We start from the raw sequence: 14,619 nt of genomic DNA on the forward strand, positions 1-14,619 counted from the left end.
TAAAATTAATCTAAAATTCTTAATGTTGGCTTTTTCTTGGTTGGTTCACTTGTTTCTTGTGCTTCAGAGTCTAGCGTATTTTCTACAGGCGCTACATTGGCATATTCTTCTGGATCAAAGAATAAACCTTGTCCATTTTCACGTGCATAAATACCCAAAACAGCTTGGATAGGGACATAAATATCTTTAGAAACACCGCCAAAACGTGCTGAAAAGGTTACGGCATCATTGCTAATAAGCAGTTGATGTACAGCATGGGGCACAATATTTAAAACAATTTGGCCATCTTTCACAAATTGTTGTGGTACATCCGTATGTGGTTGTGTTGCATCAACGAGTAAATAAGGGGTGAGTTGATTGTCGCAAATCCATTCATAGATTGCGCGAGCAAGATAAGGACGTGTAGGGGTTAATTCAATAGTTTGCTCAGACATATCACACTATTCCATATTTAATTGTTCATTGTAACGGGTTTTCTCTTGGGGCGTCATTGATTTAACAAAAGAAGGGCGGCTAAAGATACGTTTACAGTACAAAAATATAGGCCGACACTGCTGCTTTGGTAAATTAATTCCCATGCTATTAAGCCGCACAAAAATTGGGGCGAGCATACAATCCAAAATTGAAAAATTTTCGGACATAAAATAAGGGAAATGCTGAAATAGGGGAGTAAGAGAAATTAAGGTATCACGTAATTCTTTTTGCGCTTTTTGCTTTTGTTCTACATTTAAAGTATCTGCATGTTTGAGCATATGATCGGCCAATTTAAACCAATCATTTTCAAGGCGCCAAATGTATTGCCGTTGTTCTGCACGTGCCATAGGAGCATCAGCGTAAAGCTTGCTCTGACGATATCGATCATCGAGATATTCAGCAATAATTGGAGCGGAAAATAATTTGAGGTTTTGCTCAAGTAGCATTGGTAATTGGTTATAAGGGTTTAGACTCGCTAAATCCTCATCTTCATGATCAGTTACGATCAATTGATATTTAATTTGCTTTTCTGCCAATAAAAAACGGATCCAGTGAGAACGGAAATCATCAGCATGGCTGTAAAGGGTAATTCCCTGAATTGAAGTGTTTTCGACCGACATATCACAAAGTATGGTTGTGTGAATCGGTTAGAATACTAAAAATATGAGTGGAAATCACGGTGCCATAGATAGAGTTTCATATATTTATCTGTTTCGCTCATGCTTAAAATGAATAAGTAATAAAAAAGCCTTGGGATAACCAAGGCTTTTTGTCCGATTCGGTAAACGAATTAACGTTTAGAGAATTGAGGACGTTTACGAGCTTTACGTAAACCAAGTTTCTTACGTTCAACTTCACGAGCATCACGAGTAACGAAACCAGCTTGACGTAGAACAGGTTTTAAAGTTTCGTCAGCAGCGATAAGCGCACGAGTAATACCGTGACGGATCGCGCCAGCTTGACCACCGATACCACCACCTTTAACAGTGATGTAAAGGTCAAACTTTTCAGTAACTTCTAAAAGTTCTAAAGGTTGACGAACAACCATACGAGCAGTTTCACGACCGAAATATTGCTCTAAAGTACGGTTGTTGATAACGAGTTTACCTGTACCAGCTGACAAGAAAACACGTGCAGTTGCGGTCTTACGGCGACCTGTACCATAATTAGTAGCCATGTGCTGTATCCCTTAGATGTCCAAAACTTGTGGCTGTTGAGCAGCATGAGGATGCTCAGTACCAGCGTACACTTTCATTTTTTTGATCATTGCATAACCAAGAGGACCTTTTGGTAACATGCCTTTAACCGCTTTTTCAAGAACAGCTTCAGGTTTGTGAGCAATTAACTTCTCGAAGTTAGTCTCACGGATACCACCAGGGAAACCAGTATGGCGATAATATTTCTTATCAAGTGATTTGTTACCAGTCACTTGAATTTGTTCAGCATTAATCACAACGATGTAATCGCCAGTGTCAACGTGAGGAGTATAAGAAGTTTTATGCTTACCGCGTAAACGACGAGCGATTTCAGTCGCAAGGCGACCTAAAGTTTTGCCAGAAGCATCAACAACATACCAGTCATGTTGAACTTCAGCTGGCTTAGCGCTGAGAGTTTTCATTAAACCACTACCTATTATAGTTGGTTTGGACTATGGAATCTGTCCAAACAAAAGGAGCGAGCATTCTAAACGAGTTTGCTCAAAGTCACAAGAAAAATCCAGTTTAAGTTAGATAATTTAATACATAAACTGATGAATGGCAGATATGTTAAAATGAAACAAATTCTTGTTATATGTCTGGGGTGATTGTGCTGCCTTTATATATCACTTCCGGTGAGCCTGCTGGTATTGGTCCAGATATTTGCTTAAGTCTGGCGGAACGCATTGATGAGCGTCCGATTGTTGTTTTGGCTGACCGAAATTTATTGCAACAACGTGCTCAAAAGCTAGGCATGGACATTAAGTTTTTAGAGTATACAGGGCAAGCTGAATCATGTTTGCAAGGCGAACTTTATATAGAGCACGTCGCGTTAAAAACAGAAGTCATCGATGGCCAATTAAACCCAGCTAATGCAGCTTATGTATTAGAACAATTACGTCGCTCAGCTGATTATGCAATGTCAGGTAAAAGTGTAGGTGTGGCTACTGCGCCGGTACAAAAATCGGTCATTAATGATGCAGGTATGTTATTTAGTGGTCACACTGAATATTATCAAGAGTTCGCTGGTGTAGAGCGTGTTGTCATGATGCTCGCAACAAAAAACTTGCGGGTAGCTTTAGCGACTACACATTTGCCTTTAAGAGAGGTAGCCGATGCAATTACCAAACAACGCTTACATCAAGTGATAGACATTTTACTTCATGACTTAAAAACCAAGTTTAAAATTAATGATCCAAGAGTATTAGTGTGTGGATTAAACCCTCATGCAGGTGAAGATGGTTACTTGGGACATGAAGAGATTGATACGATTAATCCGGTTCTTGAAACTTACCGCTCTCAAGGCATTAAAATCAGTTTAAGTATGCCAGCAGATACTTTATTCACTCCTGATCACCTTAAAAATACCGATGCTGTTCTTGCCATGTACCATGATCAAGGTTTACCTGTGCTAAAATCACAAGGTTTTGGTGAAGCAATTAATATCACATTGGGCTTACCGTTTATTCGAACTTCAGTCGATCATGGTACTGCTCTGTCTTTAGCTGGGACAGGTTTGGCAAAAAGCTCAAGTTTAAATGTCGCTGTCGATTTAGCTTTATCGTTGGCAGCGAGTTAAATTTTTCATGTTGGAAATGTTCTATGTATCAAATTAATGCCCTAAACCCGAAAGATGAAGGGCATAAAGCTCGTAAACGTTTTGGTCAAAACTTCTTACATGATCAGCGAGTCATTGCCAAAATTGTACGCTCTGTTAATCCGCGTCCAGGCGACAATATTGTTGAAATTGGACCAGGTTTGGCTGCTTTAACCTCTCCTTTAATTGGAGAGTGTGAAGCTTTAACTGTAGTTGAGTTAGACCGTGACTTAGCAGCAGGCTTACCAGAACGTGTACCACATCCAGAACGTTTAACTATCGTAGAAGCTGATGCATTAAAATATGATTTTAGCCAACTTGTAAAAGATGGCCGCCCATTACGCGTTGTTGGTAATTTGCCTTATAACATTTCTACACCATTACTTTTTCATCTCTTGGAATTTGGTAGTCAAGTTAAAGACATGCATTTCATGTTGCAAAAAGAAGTGGTAGAACGTATTACTGCTGAGCCAAATACAAAAGAATATGGCCGTTTATCGGTAATGATTCAATATTATTGCCAGCCTACATTTTTATTTGAAGTACCTGCCGGCGCATTTAATCCACCACCAAAAGTGACCAGTGCTGTATTCCGTTTAGTTCCTTACGAACAAAAACCGATTGTTGCGAAAGATGAGAAAGCTTTAGCTCGTTTGGTTGCACACGTATTTACTCAACGTCGTAAAACTCTAAGAAATAGTCTTAAAGGTATGTTAGCTGAAGATGGCTTCGAAAAAGCAGGAGTCGATCCAATGGCTCGTCCAGAAACTTTGACACTTGCTGAGTTCGTAGCTTTGGCAGATCAAATGGTGGCATAAATGACCAAGCGTTATAACTATATAATTGGAGATGTGCAAGGTTGTTTTGAAGCACTCAAAGCATTACTAAAAGAAATACGTTTTGATCCTGATCAGGATTTTATTTGGTTTGCTGGTGATTTGGTTGCACGTGGGGAGAACTCGGTAGGTGCACTGCGTTTCATTAAGAAACTAGCCGATCGAGGGGCTGCCGCTACAGTATTGGGTAATCATGACTTAACACTCATTGCTTGTGCTCGTGGTCTTAAAGAAATTAAAGAAAAAGATCGTACGCAGGACGTTATTGATGCTGTGGATGGTGATGAACTCATCGACTGGCTGCGTAAACAACCATTATGTTTATTTCCAAATGAACAAACTGTGCTAACGCATGCTGGTATACCTTGTATTTGGAGTGCATCAAAAACGGCTGCGGTAGCGAAAGAAGTTGAAGCGGTATTAGCAGATGATGATCTGTCTGTGCTAGATGCTTTTTTGGCTGAAATGTATGGTTGGAAACCGGATCTTTGGAAAGATGACTTAACTGGTAATGACCGTCTACGCTGCATTACTAATTATTTAACACGTATGCGTTTGACCAATGCAGAAGGTACTTTGGAATTTAGTTTTAAAGATACTTTAGATGCACCAATGCCGGAAGGTTATTTACCTTGGTTTGAATTTCCAAGTAAAGCTGCACAGACACATCAAATATTTTTTGGACATTGGGCTGCTTTAGAAGGCAGAACTATTAGTGATCATATTCAAAATGTTGATGGTGGTTGTGTGTGGGGTAAGAACTTAATTGCTTACCGTCTTGAAGATCAGCAAATATTTTCAGTAGTTAACCCTGTGATGTAATAAAAAAAGCCGCAAAAGCGGCTTTTTTATTTTCGAAAATTATTCTAGTCGAATCCAGATTTGATTGCGGCCTAAAGCAGAAACTCCAAGATAACCGCGCATATGTAGACGGTTACCATTTGCACTGAGTTTGGCTTTTAATCCGTAAACTTTACCAGTATTTGGATCTAGAATTTTTCCTCCGGTATAGGTTGTACTATCAACTTGTTTTAAGCCAGTCGCAATATCCAAACCTACAATATGCTTATTGGTATAAGGCGCTGGACAGTTATCACAAATTTCTTTTGGTGTATAACCCGGACGCGGTGTGATTTTTACAACTTTTCCTGCATACGTACCATTCGCCTCTTTACGTATTTCTACGTGAGCCTTAGGTGTGCCAGTTTTATCGTCAATTGTTTGCCAAAGACCGGTAATATCGGCTGCAAAAGTAGCAGTATTCATTCCCAATAGGAGCAAAGCTCCAACAAAAAATTTCCCCATAATCAAAAAATCCTTTTAGATTTGAAAGTCCATCTTATTTCTAATTAATAACGGGTTCAATGTTTATTTAAACTACTTTTTAATCAATGTATTCCAAAAGATAACATGAAGGTTGGTAGCCAGATTGCAGTAAATACCCCATTTAAGGCCATACCAAATGCAGCATAACGACCCGCAACAGGGCCACGCTGCCAAGCTTGAGCAGTTCCAATTGCATGGGCAGCTAAGCCTAAAGCTAAACCTGATGCTCTTTCATCATGAATATGCTTAAGTAAAAATGGTGAAAATGCTGCACCAATAACGCCAGATAAAATCACGATCAGAGTGACTAAAGTTTCTGGAGCATGTAACAAAGTCGCGATATTTAAAGCAATAGGTGTAGTTACGGCGCGTGTAGCAAAAGCCAAAATAGTAGGCTCAGACATATGCAATAAATAAGCAAGTCCCATTGGTAAAGCAACAGCACTAATACTCGCAAAGCATAAAATGCCAATAACCGATTTAAGAGGTAAGTCGTCATAACGCATCGCAGCTAATGGTATAGCTAAAGCAACTGTGACATATCCTAATAAATGGCTAAATAAATCATTTACGTAAAGACGATATTCTTCATAAGGAACTTTCAAGATTGACAATAAACCAATCACAATGAACATACCAAAAACTAAAAGAGGCACTTGAGGGAAACGACGGTTTAAAGGTTTTGCACAAAGATAGCCAACTAGCGTAATCAAAAATCCATATAAAATCATAAACATTTTATTCTCCTTATAACCAATGTTTGGCCATTTTTGCATAGACCCACAAGGGTATAAGGGTGCTCACCACTAATACGAAGAGAAACAAAGGAATTTCTTTACCCATATGTACCAGCATAATTAATGAACCTGCACAAATAGGTAAAAAAGCAAAACCACTTTCTTTCATAATTTTATTATTGGTGTCGACAAGTCTTAAGGGGATTTTGTTAAACTTGCGCCAAATGAGTAAGATGATGAGTAAACTAATTAAACCAACTAAGTTACCTAATTCTGGATGACCAAAAGCACGCATAACGACGACTGAGCCTTCACGGAAACCGATAATAAGTAGAAAAGTTCCTACCCATGCTGCCCAATCTATACTTTTGATCTTATCCATATTTTTTATCTCTAAAAGTGTACTTATCAAGTTTTAACTGATCTAGTGCTTGATTTCAAACTCTTCCAATGGTCTTTTAAACTGACTCGCCCGGTCACCCAATATCTCGTCGATAGGGAGTTTGGCTTGACGAATTAACTGCTCAAGCTTATGAGGTGCAATTCGTATATCAATATGTAAAATTCCTTCATCATCATAATGTTCAGATTCGATCACGTTTAAAGTATAAAGCTGGGTACGCAATTTGCCATAAGCAGGTTTAAGTTTTAATGAGAATTGTTGAAGTTGCCCCATTAAACATTCTTGGACTGCTTGGCGTAGTAAATCTAGCCCTAAACCTGAATGTGCTGAAACATACACACGATCAGGAACATGAGGCTGTGAATAAATAATTTTAGCCTCTTCACCACTTAAATCGATTTTGTTGTAGACACGAAGGACAGGTGAATCTGCTCCAATTTCTTTTAAAACCCCTTCAACAGCTTCAATCTGATCAAGCATGTCATGGCTACTGCTGTCAATGACATGTAAAAGTAGGGTGGCTTCAAGCGTTTCTTCTAAAGTTGCTTTAAAAGATTCAACTAGATCATGTTGTAGGTTTCGCACAAAACCTACAGTATCTGCAAGCACAACAGTACCAATACCATCCCATTCTAAACGACGTAAGGTTGGATCAAGAGTTGCAAACAGTTGGTCGGCTGCATACACATCGCTTTTTGCTAAAATATTAAATAATGTGGATTTACCCGCATTGGTATAACCTACTAAGGATACGGTTGGGATTGAAGCTTTTTGTCTTGCCGCCCGCCCTTGTATACGAGTTTGATGAACTTTATCTAACTTATCTTTTAATTGTGTAATACGCACACGAATGAGGCGACGGTCTGTTTCGAGTTGGGTTTCACCGGGACCACGTAAGCCAATACCACCTTTTTGTTGTTCAAAGTCAGCAGACCAACCACGAATCAGGCGAGTTGATAAATGTTTAAGCTGAGCAAGCTCGACTTGTAATTTACCCTCATGGGTGCGGGCACGCAGCGCAAAAATATCTAGAATTAAACCAGTACGGTCAATGACTCGGCATTTTAATATTCTTTCTAAATTTCGTTCTTGAGCAGGTGTTAAAGCATGATCAAAAATAACCAGCCCTGCTTCTAAATCACGAACTTGTTCTGCAATTTCATCGACTTTACCGGAACCAATAAAAAACTTAGGATTTGGCTTATTACGTTGCACTTTAATGTGTTCAAGAATATCTGCACCAGCAGACTGTGCAAGTAGAGCAAACTCTTCGGCATCCAGATCATCTAATAATTGTACAGACACACTCACTAATATTGTGCGTTCACCGCCTTGATGCCGATCAACATATTCCACGTGGTTATAAATCCTGAAAAGGCTAAAACTTTATTCTAGTAGAAACTTGAGTAAAAGGGGAAAGGGTTTGCTCTTATCCTTTAGATTATCTACATACATTTTATTTTTTATTTGCTTATATCGCATAGCGATGCAAGTTTATTCCGAAACGTATAGAATGGCTCGAGATGGGTATAACAATGATTGATCGTTAGTGAAATTTTATGGCTCAAACGCAAAGTATAGTGAATTCAACATTAAAGAAATTTTCAAAAATAGGTTTATACGGGAAAAAAGTTACTTCAGCGACAGCGGCAATCAGTGAAGGTTTTTACTTAGTTTATCGTCATGGACTTTATAAAGATCCAAATAACCCTGTTAACACACGATACGTCCAATATTTTTGCCGCCGTTTATGTAAAGTCTTTAACCTCGATGTTCAAGTGCATGGCACCATTCCGAGAGAACCGGCTTTATGGGTAAGTAATCATATATCTTGGCTTGATATTGCTGTTTTAGGTTCAGGTGCGCGTGTATTCTTTTTAGCGAAAGCCGAAATAGAAAATTGGCCTATTCTTGGCAACTTAGCAAAAGGCGGTGGCACTTTATTTATTAAGCGTGGGTCTGGTGACTCTATTAGAATTAGAGAGCAAATTGCTGGGTTCTTAAAACAAAATATTCCAGTTTTATTCTTCCCAGAAGCGACTACTACAGATGGTCATTCTGTTAAAAAAGTTCATGGTCGTTTACTTGGAGCTGCTATTGAAGCAGAGCGTCCGGTACAGGTATGTTTAATCTGTTATGTAAATCGTCATGGCGAATTAGATACCGTTGCACCATTTATTGGGGAGATGTCTTTTGTTGAGCATATTCAGCGTGTGCTAGAAATGCCGAAAGTAACGGCTCATTTATTAACATTGCCTCCTATCTCGGTAGAAGGACATGATGTAAAAAGTTTAACTCAAGAAGTCCAACAAAAAATGGTAGAAGGTTTGGCTCAATTACATCAAAAAGTACTTAAGCCAAAAAGTTAATTACATAAAACCTTCGAGAGGCAGCCATGAAAGAAACTTCATGCCTGCCTTTTGCCACCATTTCATTTCTGGCTCTTTTCTATAAATGACAGGGCCTTTTGAAGTTTCTTGTTGCCAATAAATATTATTATTCGGATCTAGTTTTAATTTATAAGCATACTTATTTAAATTTTCATCCATCGTATGGTGAATTGTTTTAGCCAGTGATGGGCTATCTAAAATTACACCAATTTCAGTATTTAAATAGGCTGAACGTGGGTCAAAATTAAATGATCCAATAAAAACCTGTTCATCTAAAGCCATGAGTTTAGTATGTAAACTTGAGCGACTTAAACCTTTCATGTTTACTTTTGCTTTGGTTGCCAACTCATCCGTATTTTTATTTAAATTACGTTTATCAGGAGTTGGTAAAAACTCATAAAGTTGTACGCCGTTTTTCAAAAGCTCTTTTCGGTAACGACCATAAAATGCATGAACCACAGCAACATCATTGGCTTTAAATGAATTTGTTAAAACACGAACTTCTACCCCTTCTTTGGCGAGGGTACTTAAAATTTTAGCGCCTTGCTTTTCAGGAATAAAATAAGCAGAAATCAAATCAACATTGCTTTCTGGTTTTTCCAAATGATTAATCAATTGGAAATTCAAATGCTCTTCTTTTTTTGCTTTTGACTTAATTTTATCAGGGGAGTCTTTTACAACCTCTGCCTTCACCCAGTCAAACTGAATGTTATGGTCTAACCATTTATCAAAAGCATGCGATCTAGACGTTAAATTGAGAAAGTTTTGAACAGTGGCTTGTTGATAGTGAGCATCTAGTTGTTCTTTCAAACTTTCATATCGTAAACGGTGTTGTTGAGCACTGACAATACTCTGGACTGAGTATGCATATTCATGATTCCAGTAGTCATCAAAAGAATTTACGATGTCATCAACAGCAGCACCGACTAACATGACATCGACATCAGAGAATTGATAACTATCACTAACGTTATAATACTGATTTGTCATATTACGCCCACCAATAAGCGCAACCTGATTATCGGCAATAAAACTCTTATTATGCATACGATGATTGATACGCTTTAAGTCTAATAGCATATCCATCGCACGGTATTTACGAAAACGGTATGGGTTAAATAATTTAACTTCAATATTTTTATGTTGAGAAAGGGCCAGTAAAACACCTTCCATCTTTTTAGCATTATTATCATCAATCAATAAACGCACTTTAACGCCACGATCGGCAGCACGAATAATGGCATGTAAAGCTAAAGCACCGACCTTATCGTTATCCCAAATATAGTACTGTAAGTCTAAAGTCTTCTCGGCTTTATCAATCAACCTTAAACGAGCTGCGAGAGCTTCTAACGGATCATTTAAAATGTGGTAACCCGTTAAATTTGGATTTTGCTCACGTAAAGGTGTAATAATTTTTGCAAGTGAAGTTTGAGATGTATCGATATCACGCGCGTATTGAACTGGTTCAACCCGATGTTTAGGTAGCGTGCTACAACCTGTCAAAGTTACAGCAAAACTTGAACAGACAATTAAAGAAGCTTTGATCAAAAAGCCTTTAGCCTGTTGATGAGTTTGAAGCTGTTTGGAATGAGAGGATTGTGCCATAATCAATACATACGATAAGGTGAGCTAGAGTATAATTCGTGCATATTGAAAGATAAATATTGAATTTGATTACTAGCAATCAATATAAGATAAGTCGAGAATCGTAATGTGGAACCCAAATTCAATCATCTTTTGTTTTTACTTTATTTTTTCAATACTTGCCTTATGGGGAATTGTCGAAGCTTGGGTTCATCAATCGCGTACCGAGACGATTCATCCATTTAAAGCTTTTGTTCACTTACTTGCTTTTTATCTATCTTATCTTCTTATTCCACTTTGGTTCTTTAATTTATATGCAGGTTGGATGGGGTATTACTCAATTCATCAGACTATTTTTATATTTTTATTAAGCGGTATTCTCATTTATGCGCGTTTTATAGAACCGCATATGGTACGTGTCGATGTTCATCAGTATCGTTTGAATCCAGACCGCCGTTTTAATAAGCCTGTAAAAGTTGCTTTAATTGCCGATTTACATATAGGTTTATTTTCTGGCCATGAGCGACAACTCAAAATCATTGTGAAAAAACTCAATGAACAAAAGCCAGACCTAGTGGTTGTGGCAGGAGACTGGACTTATGAGCCAGAAGATAAGTTGGTGCAAGAATTGAGCGTACTCAAAGATATTCAGGCCCCTGTGTATTCTGTTCCTGGAAATCACGATGAACAATATCCAGGGCCTCCTATTCAACAACTATTAAAAGATGCGCTTCACTACAATGAGGTTATGGATATTGAAGGGAAAATTGTTGAATTTGATGAATTTCGTTTAATTGGTATTGGTGATCTTTGGGCTGGGAAAACCGATATGCGTTCAATGCCAGACTTACCTCAAGATAAGCCTTGGTTAATTTTGTCCCATAACCCCGATACTGTAGATATGGTTCCCAAATTACCTAATCGCCCCTTAATGTTATCTGGACATACTCATGGGGGACAGGTCGAACTTCCTTGGGTAACCAACTATATTATGAAAAAAGTATCAATCTTAGGTCATAAACGTGGCTTTTATTCACATGAACATGCTGATGTTTTCGTCACCGTAGGAACGGGTATGGTTGGAATACCATTAAGATTTCGGGTGCCGCCTACTATTGATATTATTGAGCTTGTATAAAATAAAAAAGCCAATCACAAAGGATTGGCTTTTTTATAATTAGAAACCTAAGGAATAATGACGATTGCAACACGACGGTTAATTGCCCGATTTTCATTGGTTGTATTCGGTACATAGGGTTGAGTTGAACCACGCCCAATAACGTAAATATTTTCCTTTTTAAAACCATGAGTCAAGAAAAGGTTCGCAACACTTTGCGCACGTTCTTCAGATAACTTTTGGTTGTATTCAGGATTACCTACATCGTCAGTGTGACCAACAATTTTTAATTTATTCAAATCATATTTATTCAATTGATTTGCTAAACGTGTGAGCTCTGCCTCATGACTTTGTTTTAATGTTGCGTCATTAAAATCAAATAATAAGCGTTCTGGTAAACCTAGAGTCCAACCTTCATTAGTAAGTACAAAACCCTCTTTTTTTAGCATTTTTACTTGACGATATTTCAAAGGACCAAAACTCAAGCAGCCTGCAAGCGCAATGCACAGCAATGCAATAAAGGAGAGTTTCAAAGATCTTGTATTCATAAATTAGCCTAAATTTAATTCTCTGGTTTATAAATAAACCAATGTTGCTCAGAAGTCTTAGCCTTATACATCGCTTGATCTGCTTGCATAATAAAATCTTCTGGACTAGACGCAAATTGGGATAAAGCAATCCCTACACTAAAACTGAAATAAATCGTTTGATCATTTAGATGCAAAGGTTCTTTACAGCTTTCGAGTAAATTTTCAGCAATAGATATTAAATGATCAGCATGCGTAATGGAATGCAAAATAACCGCAAATTCATCTCCGCCTAAACGGGCAATAAAGTCTTGATGACGTAAGCGCGTTTGTAACCTTTTCGCCATCTCTTTCAAAACTTCATCACCAGCTAAGTGTCCGAACTGATCATTAATTGATTTAAAGTTGTTGTTATCTATGAACAATAAGGCCGACTTGTTGTCAAAATCCTTATCTTCAAACATATCTAACAATATTTGATAAAAATAATGTCTATTCGGTAATAAAGTAAGCTGGTCATGATGGGCTTGAAAAGATAATTTACGATTTTCCTTTTGCAGTTGATTATCCCAAATCTGAATTTCTTCAAGTAACTCATTAAATACGGTATTTAGATCTTGAAACTCTTTAATTCGGTTATAAGGAAAACGAAGGTTATAAGCTTTTTGTTCACTTACGATTTGAGCAATATTTGTGAGTGGATAAATCGCTTGCATAATTTGACGATAAGTCAAATTCACTGACCACCATAAAGCACAAACAATAAATAACATTGCAATCGCAAGACCGACCATAATCATCTTTAAAAATTGCAGTATTTTTTCAGAGCTACCAAAAAGTGTAAGTTCACCTACATTTTGTTGATGATGATAAATTGTTAAATGTACCGGCTCATTCAAAAACCAGTGATCAAACCATTTCTCTAATACTGAAGTTTGACTCGATAATTTAAAGCTTTGTGCAATTAAATGATGTTCAGAATCATAAATATGAATTGCTCGAATAGAATGATCATTTGTATATTCATTTAAAATCTGTTCTATCGTGATCTTGTCATTAAATACGACAGCTGGCTGAATACGCTCTAGAAGCGTATGGCTGAGTAACTGCAAATTCTGCTTTGCATAAGTTTCCATAGTAAAAACGGAAATAGATACAAAGGTAAAAGAACAAATAAAAAAAGTAATAGCAAAAATCGTAAATTGAGACTTTCTAAAAAGAGCATGTAGAGAAGTGGACTGATACAACTTAGATATCATAGCCCTTACTCCGCATTCTTAGCCAAGAGTAATACCCTTGGGTCAATATGGACCTTGGAGTGGCTTAATGCATCTAAGTTAACTTTAAAAGTGGTGTAATTATTTTGGTCATATAAGCAAAAGATACTACCAACTTCACATTCTGGATTATTAATACTTAAAGAAAGCAAAGAACGATATGGATAATTTTGAATTAAATTTTGTTGCTGCTGAGGAGAGGTTGTAGAGAAATAAACAGCTTGGCAATGCGACTTAGGAAAATCTTTAGCATTAACCGTTTGTACACGATAGTTATAAGATAATTGCTGAATATAAGACTGAAAAGTAGAAGTAATTGAAGCATTATCAATTACACAAAGAGTAGGAGTGCTTACATTCTCCCATTTGCTATAACTTAAAATAGATAAAGTCAGAACATAGAAATTATGTTTTGAATTGGCATACGCAGGCCCACTCGTAGCAAACACTACAAGTATGCAGAATAATACTTTCTTAGCGGAGTGCCACATGGTGAGTTAATGCCAAATCAATTGCACGAATAATCTATTCTACATGAAGTTGATTAACTAAAAAAAGTTTAATATCTCATCTAATTTTGACTAAAAAGCCTAAAAAATGATCGGTTGATGCGTGGGGTGTTAAAAAGGTATTGCAAAGGTAAGTTAATGGTCTATAATGCACATCCATCGGCGGTGATGCAGATAGAAACTTGTTGAAAAACAGTTACTTGAGATTAAGTTGGTTGCTTTAAGTGATGAATTTGATGTTAAGTTGGTTTGAAAGATAAGTTTTAAAAATATCGAAATTACCTGTTGACTTTTAAGAGATTAAGAGTAATATAGCCGACCTAGCTTGCTGGTGACGAACCAGGAAGAAGATCATTAAGAGAATTGAAGAACAACTTGTGTGGATTTTTACTGATTGATTAATCGAAATAATTTTCATTGATTGATTGGTTTAAATTACTCGAAGTTTATTTGAGCGAAATTTAAGTCAGTAATTGATGAGCCAGAATTGGCACCTTGTCTATAAATAAGGTGCAAAATGATTTTAACTGAAGAGTTTGATCATGGCTCAGATTGAACGCTGGCGGCAGGCTTAACACATGCAAGTCGAGCGGGGAAAGGTAGCTTGCTACTGGACCTAGCGGCGGACGGGTAATTTCGATATTTT

17 protein-coding genes and 1 rRNA gene are annotated in these 14,619 nt (G+C 37.4%); 6 read left to right on the top strand and 12 right to left on the bottom strand.

What is annotated here, in order from left to right:
* Positions 1-5 precede the first annotated feature (5 nt).
* The 4 genes from J582_RS19830 to rplM all read right to left on the bottom strand — a co-directional run bounded on the left by J582_RS19830 (position 6) and on the right by rplM (position 2,092).
* The gene (locus tag J582_RS19830) at positions 6-434 is read right to left on the bottom strand and encodes a ClpXP protease specificity-enhancing factor (protein ID WP_004711892.1); all 429 of its coding nucleotides are present in this window, start codon (positions 432-434) and stop codon (positions 6-8) included.
* A gap of 6 nt (positions 435-440) precedes the next feature.
* Positions 441-1,094: a glutathione S-transferase N-terminal domain-containing protein gene (locus J582_RS19835; RefSeq protein ID WP_031983532.1), complete on the bottom strand. Its 654-nt coding sequence runs from the start codon at positions 1,092-1,094 to the stop codon at positions 441-443.
* 170 nt (positions 1,095-1,264) lie between these two features.
* Positions 1,265-1,651, bottom strand: a complete 387-nt coding sequence (gene rpsI, locus J582_RS19840; protein WP_002048725.1) for a 30S ribosomal protein S9 — start codon at positions 1,649-1,651, stop codon at positions 1,265-1,267.
* A gap of 12 nt (positions 1,652-1,663) precedes the next feature.
* Positions 1,664-2,092, bottom strand: a complete 429-nt coding sequence (gene rplM, locus J582_RS19845; RefSeq protein ID WP_002048731.1) for a 50S ribosomal protein L13 — start codon at positions 2,090-2,092, stop codon at positions 1,664-1,666.
* Between the two features lie 173 nt (positions 2,093-2,265).
* Here rplM and pdxA point away from each other — a divergent pair, with 173 nt between their 5' ends.
* Genes pdxA through J582_RS19860 form a run of 3 tightly spaced genes read left to right on the top strand, consistent with a single transcriptional unit; the run spans position 2,266 to position 4,925 of the window.
* Positions 2,266-3,249 carry a 4-hydroxythreonine-4-phosphate dehydrogenase PdxA gene (gene pdxA, locus J582_RS19850; protein WP_031983530.1) on the top strand — a complete coding sequence of 328 codons (984 nt, stop codon included), beginning with the start codon at positions 2,266-2,268 and terminating at the stop codon, positions 3,247-3,249.
* Positions 3,250-3,272: 23 nt separating this feature from the next.
* A complete protein-coding gene (gene rsmA / locus J582_RS19855; protein ID WP_002048699.1) occupies positions 3,273-4,085 on the top strand; it encodes a 16S rRNA (adenine(1518)-N(6)/adenine(1519)-N(6))-dimethyltransferase RsmA in 813 nt (270 codons plus the stop codon).
* Complete coding sequence (locus J582_RS19860; protein ID WP_031983529.1) at positions 4,086-4,925, top strand: symmetrical bis(5'-nucleosyl)-tetraphosphatase; 840 nt, start codon at positions 4,086-4,088, stop codon at positions 4,923-4,925.
* Positions 4,926-4,964: 39 nt separating this feature from the next.
* Here the strand turns inward: J582_RS19860 and J582_RS19865 are convergent, their stop codons facing one another.
* From J582_RS19865 to hflX, 4 genes are all read right to left on the bottom strand, one after another.
* The gene (locus tag J582_RS19865) at positions 4,965-5,408 is read right to left on the bottom strand and encodes a DUF2147 domain-containing protein (protein ID WP_002048729.1); all 444 of its coding nucleotides are present in this window, start codon (positions 5,406-5,408) and stop codon (positions 4,965-4,967) included.
* Positions 5,409-5,491: 83 nt separating this feature from the next.
* Positions 5,492-6,166, bottom strand: a complete 675-nt coding sequence (locus tag J582_RS19870; protein ID WP_000480818.1) for an LrgB family protein — start codon at positions 6,164-6,166, stop codon at positions 5,492-5,494.
* Between the two features lie 10 nt (positions 6,167-6,176).
* On the bottom strand, positions 6,177-6,548 hold the full coding sequence (locus J582_RS19875; protein ID WP_032048456.1) for a hypothetical protein: 372 nt from the start codon (positions 6,546-6,548) through the stop codon (positions 6,177-6,179).
* Positions 6,549-6,590: 42 nt separating this feature from the next.
* On the bottom strand, positions 6,591-7,925 hold the full coding sequence (gene hflX / locus J582_RS19880) for a ribosome rescue GTPase HflX (protein ID WP_031983528.1): 1,335 nt from the start codon (positions 7,923-7,925) through the stop codon (positions 6,591-6,593).
* A 203-nt stretch (positions 7,926-8,128) separates the two neighbouring features.
* Between hflX and J582_RS19885 the strand changes: the two genes are divergently transcribed.
* On the top strand, positions 8,129-8,938 hold the full coding sequence (locus J582_RS19885) for a lysophospholipid acyltransferase family protein (protein WP_002048714.1): 810 nt from the start codon (positions 8,129-8,131) through the stop codon (positions 8,936-8,938).
* Here J582_RS19885 and J582_RS19890 read toward each other — a convergent pair whose 3' ends face one another.
* Positions 8,939-10,564, bottom strand: coding sequence for a phospholipase D family protein (locus J582_RS19890; RefSeq protein ID WP_031983527.1), 1,626 nt, complete (start codon positions 10,562-10,564; stop codon positions 8,939-8,941). It abuts the gene before it with no gap.
* Positions 10,565-10,670: 106 nt separating this feature from the next.
* Here J582_RS19890 and J582_RS19895 point away from each other — a divergent pair, with 106 nt between their 5' ends.
* Positions 10,671-11,681 carry a metallophosphoesterase gene (locus J582_RS19895; RefSeq protein WP_004711906.1) on the top strand — a complete coding sequence of 337 codons (1,011 nt, stop codon included), beginning with the start codon at positions 10,671-10,673 and terminating at the stop codon, positions 11,679-11,681.
* A gap of 47 nt (positions 11,682-11,728) precedes the next feature.
* Here J582_RS19895 and J582_RS19900 read toward each other — a convergent pair whose 3' ends face one another.
* Genes J582_RS19900 through J582_RS19910 form a run of 3 tightly spaced genes read right to left on the bottom strand, consistent with a single transcriptional unit; the run spans position 11,729 to position 13,955 of the window.
* On the bottom strand, positions 11,729-12,208 hold the full coding sequence (locus tag J582_RS19900; protein ID WP_001097560.1) for an OmpA family protein: 480 nt from the start codon (positions 12,206-12,208) through the stop codon (positions 11,729-11,731).
* A 14-nt stretch (positions 12,209-12,222) separates the two neighbouring features.
* Positions 12,223-13,446, bottom strand: a complete 1,224-nt coding sequence (locus tag J582_RS19905; RefSeq protein ID WP_002014284.1) for a diguanylate cyclase domain-containing protein — start codon at positions 13,444-13,446, stop codon at positions 12,223-12,225.
* Between the two features lie 5 nt (positions 13,447-13,451).
* On the bottom strand, positions 13,452-13,955 hold the full coding sequence (locus tag J582_RS19910) for a YfiR family protein (RefSeq protein ID WP_004711910.1): 504 nt from the start codon (positions 13,953-13,955) through the stop codon (positions 13,452-13,454).
* A gap of 542 nt (positions 13,956-14,497) precedes the next feature.
* On the opposite strand from J582_RS19910, the gene J582_RS27115 reads away from it, so the two are divergent.
* A 16S ribosomal RNA gene (locus J582_RS27115) occupies positions 14,498-14,619 on the top strand; the annotation flags it as partial.

The sequence above is a fragment of the Acinetobacter sp. 1566109 genome, assembly GCF_000582255.1.
GTDB classification, from domain to species: Bacteria; Pseudomonadota; Gammaproteobacteria; order Pseudomonadales; family Moraxellaceae; genus Acinetobacter; species Acinetobacter nosocomialis.

Bases quoted from the DNA above. Each gene is read 5' to 3' on its own strand.
- J582_RS19830 (WP_004711892.1), bottom strand. From the start codon at position 434: ATGTCTGAGCAAACTATTGAATTAACCCCTACACGTCCTTATCTTGCT.
- J582_RS19835 (WP_031983532.1), bottom strand. From the start codon at position 1,094: ATGTCGGTCGAAAACACTTCAATTCAGGGAATTACCCTTTACAGCCAT.
- rpsI (WP_002048725.1), bottom strand. From the start codon at position 1,651: ATGGCTACTAATTATGGTACAGGTCGCCGTAAGACCGCAACTGCACGT.
- rplM (WP_002048731.1), bottom strand. From the start codon at position 2,092: ATGAAAACTCTCAGCGCTAAGCCAGCTGAAGTTCAACATGACTGGTAT.
- pdxA (WP_031983530.1), top strand. From the start codon at position 2,266: ATGTCTGGGGTGATTGTGCTGCCTTTATATATCACTTCCGGTGAGCCT.
- rsmA (WP_002048699.1), top strand. From the start codon at position 3,273: ATGTATCAAATTAATGCCCTAAACCCGAAAGATGAAGGGCATAAAGCT.
- J582_RS19860 (WP_031983529.1), top strand. From the start codon at position 4,086: ATGACCAAGCGTTATAACTATATAATTGGAGATGTGCAAGGTTGTTTT.
- J582_RS19865 (WP_002048729.1), bottom strand. From the start codon at position 5,408: ATGGGGAAATTTTTTGTTGGAGCTTTGCTCCTATTGGGAATGAATACT.
- J582_RS19870 (WP_000480818.1), bottom strand. From the start codon at position 6,166: ATGTTTATGATTTTATATGGATTTTTGATTACGCTAGTTGGCTATCTT.
- J582_RS19875 (WP_032048456.1), bottom strand. From the start codon at position 6,548: ATGGATAAGATCAAAAGTATAGATTGGGCAGCATGGGTAGGAACTTTT.
- J582_RS19885 (WP_002048714.1), top strand. From the start codon at position 8,129: ATGGCTCAAACGCAAAGTATAGTGAATTCAACATTAAAGAAATTTTCA.
- J582_RS19890 (WP_031983527.1), bottom strand. From the start codon at position 10,564: ATGGCACAATCCTCTCATTCCAAACAGCTTCAAACTCATCAACAGGCT.
- J582_RS19895 (WP_004711906.1), top strand. From the start codon at position 10,671: ATGTGGAACCCAAATTCAATCATCTTTTGTTTTTACTTTATTTTTTCA.
- J582_RS19900 (WP_001097560.1), bottom strand. From the start codon at position 12,208: ATGAATACAAGATCTTTGAAACTCTCCTTTATTGCATTGCTGTGCATT.
- J582_RS19905 (WP_002014284.1), bottom strand. From the start codon at position 13,446: ATGATATCTAAGTTGTATCAGTCCACTTCTCTACATGCTCTTTTTAGA.
- J582_RS19910 (WP_004711910.1), bottom strand. From the start codon at position 13,955: ATGTGGCACTCCGCTAAGAAAGTATTATTCTGCATACTTGTAGTGTTT.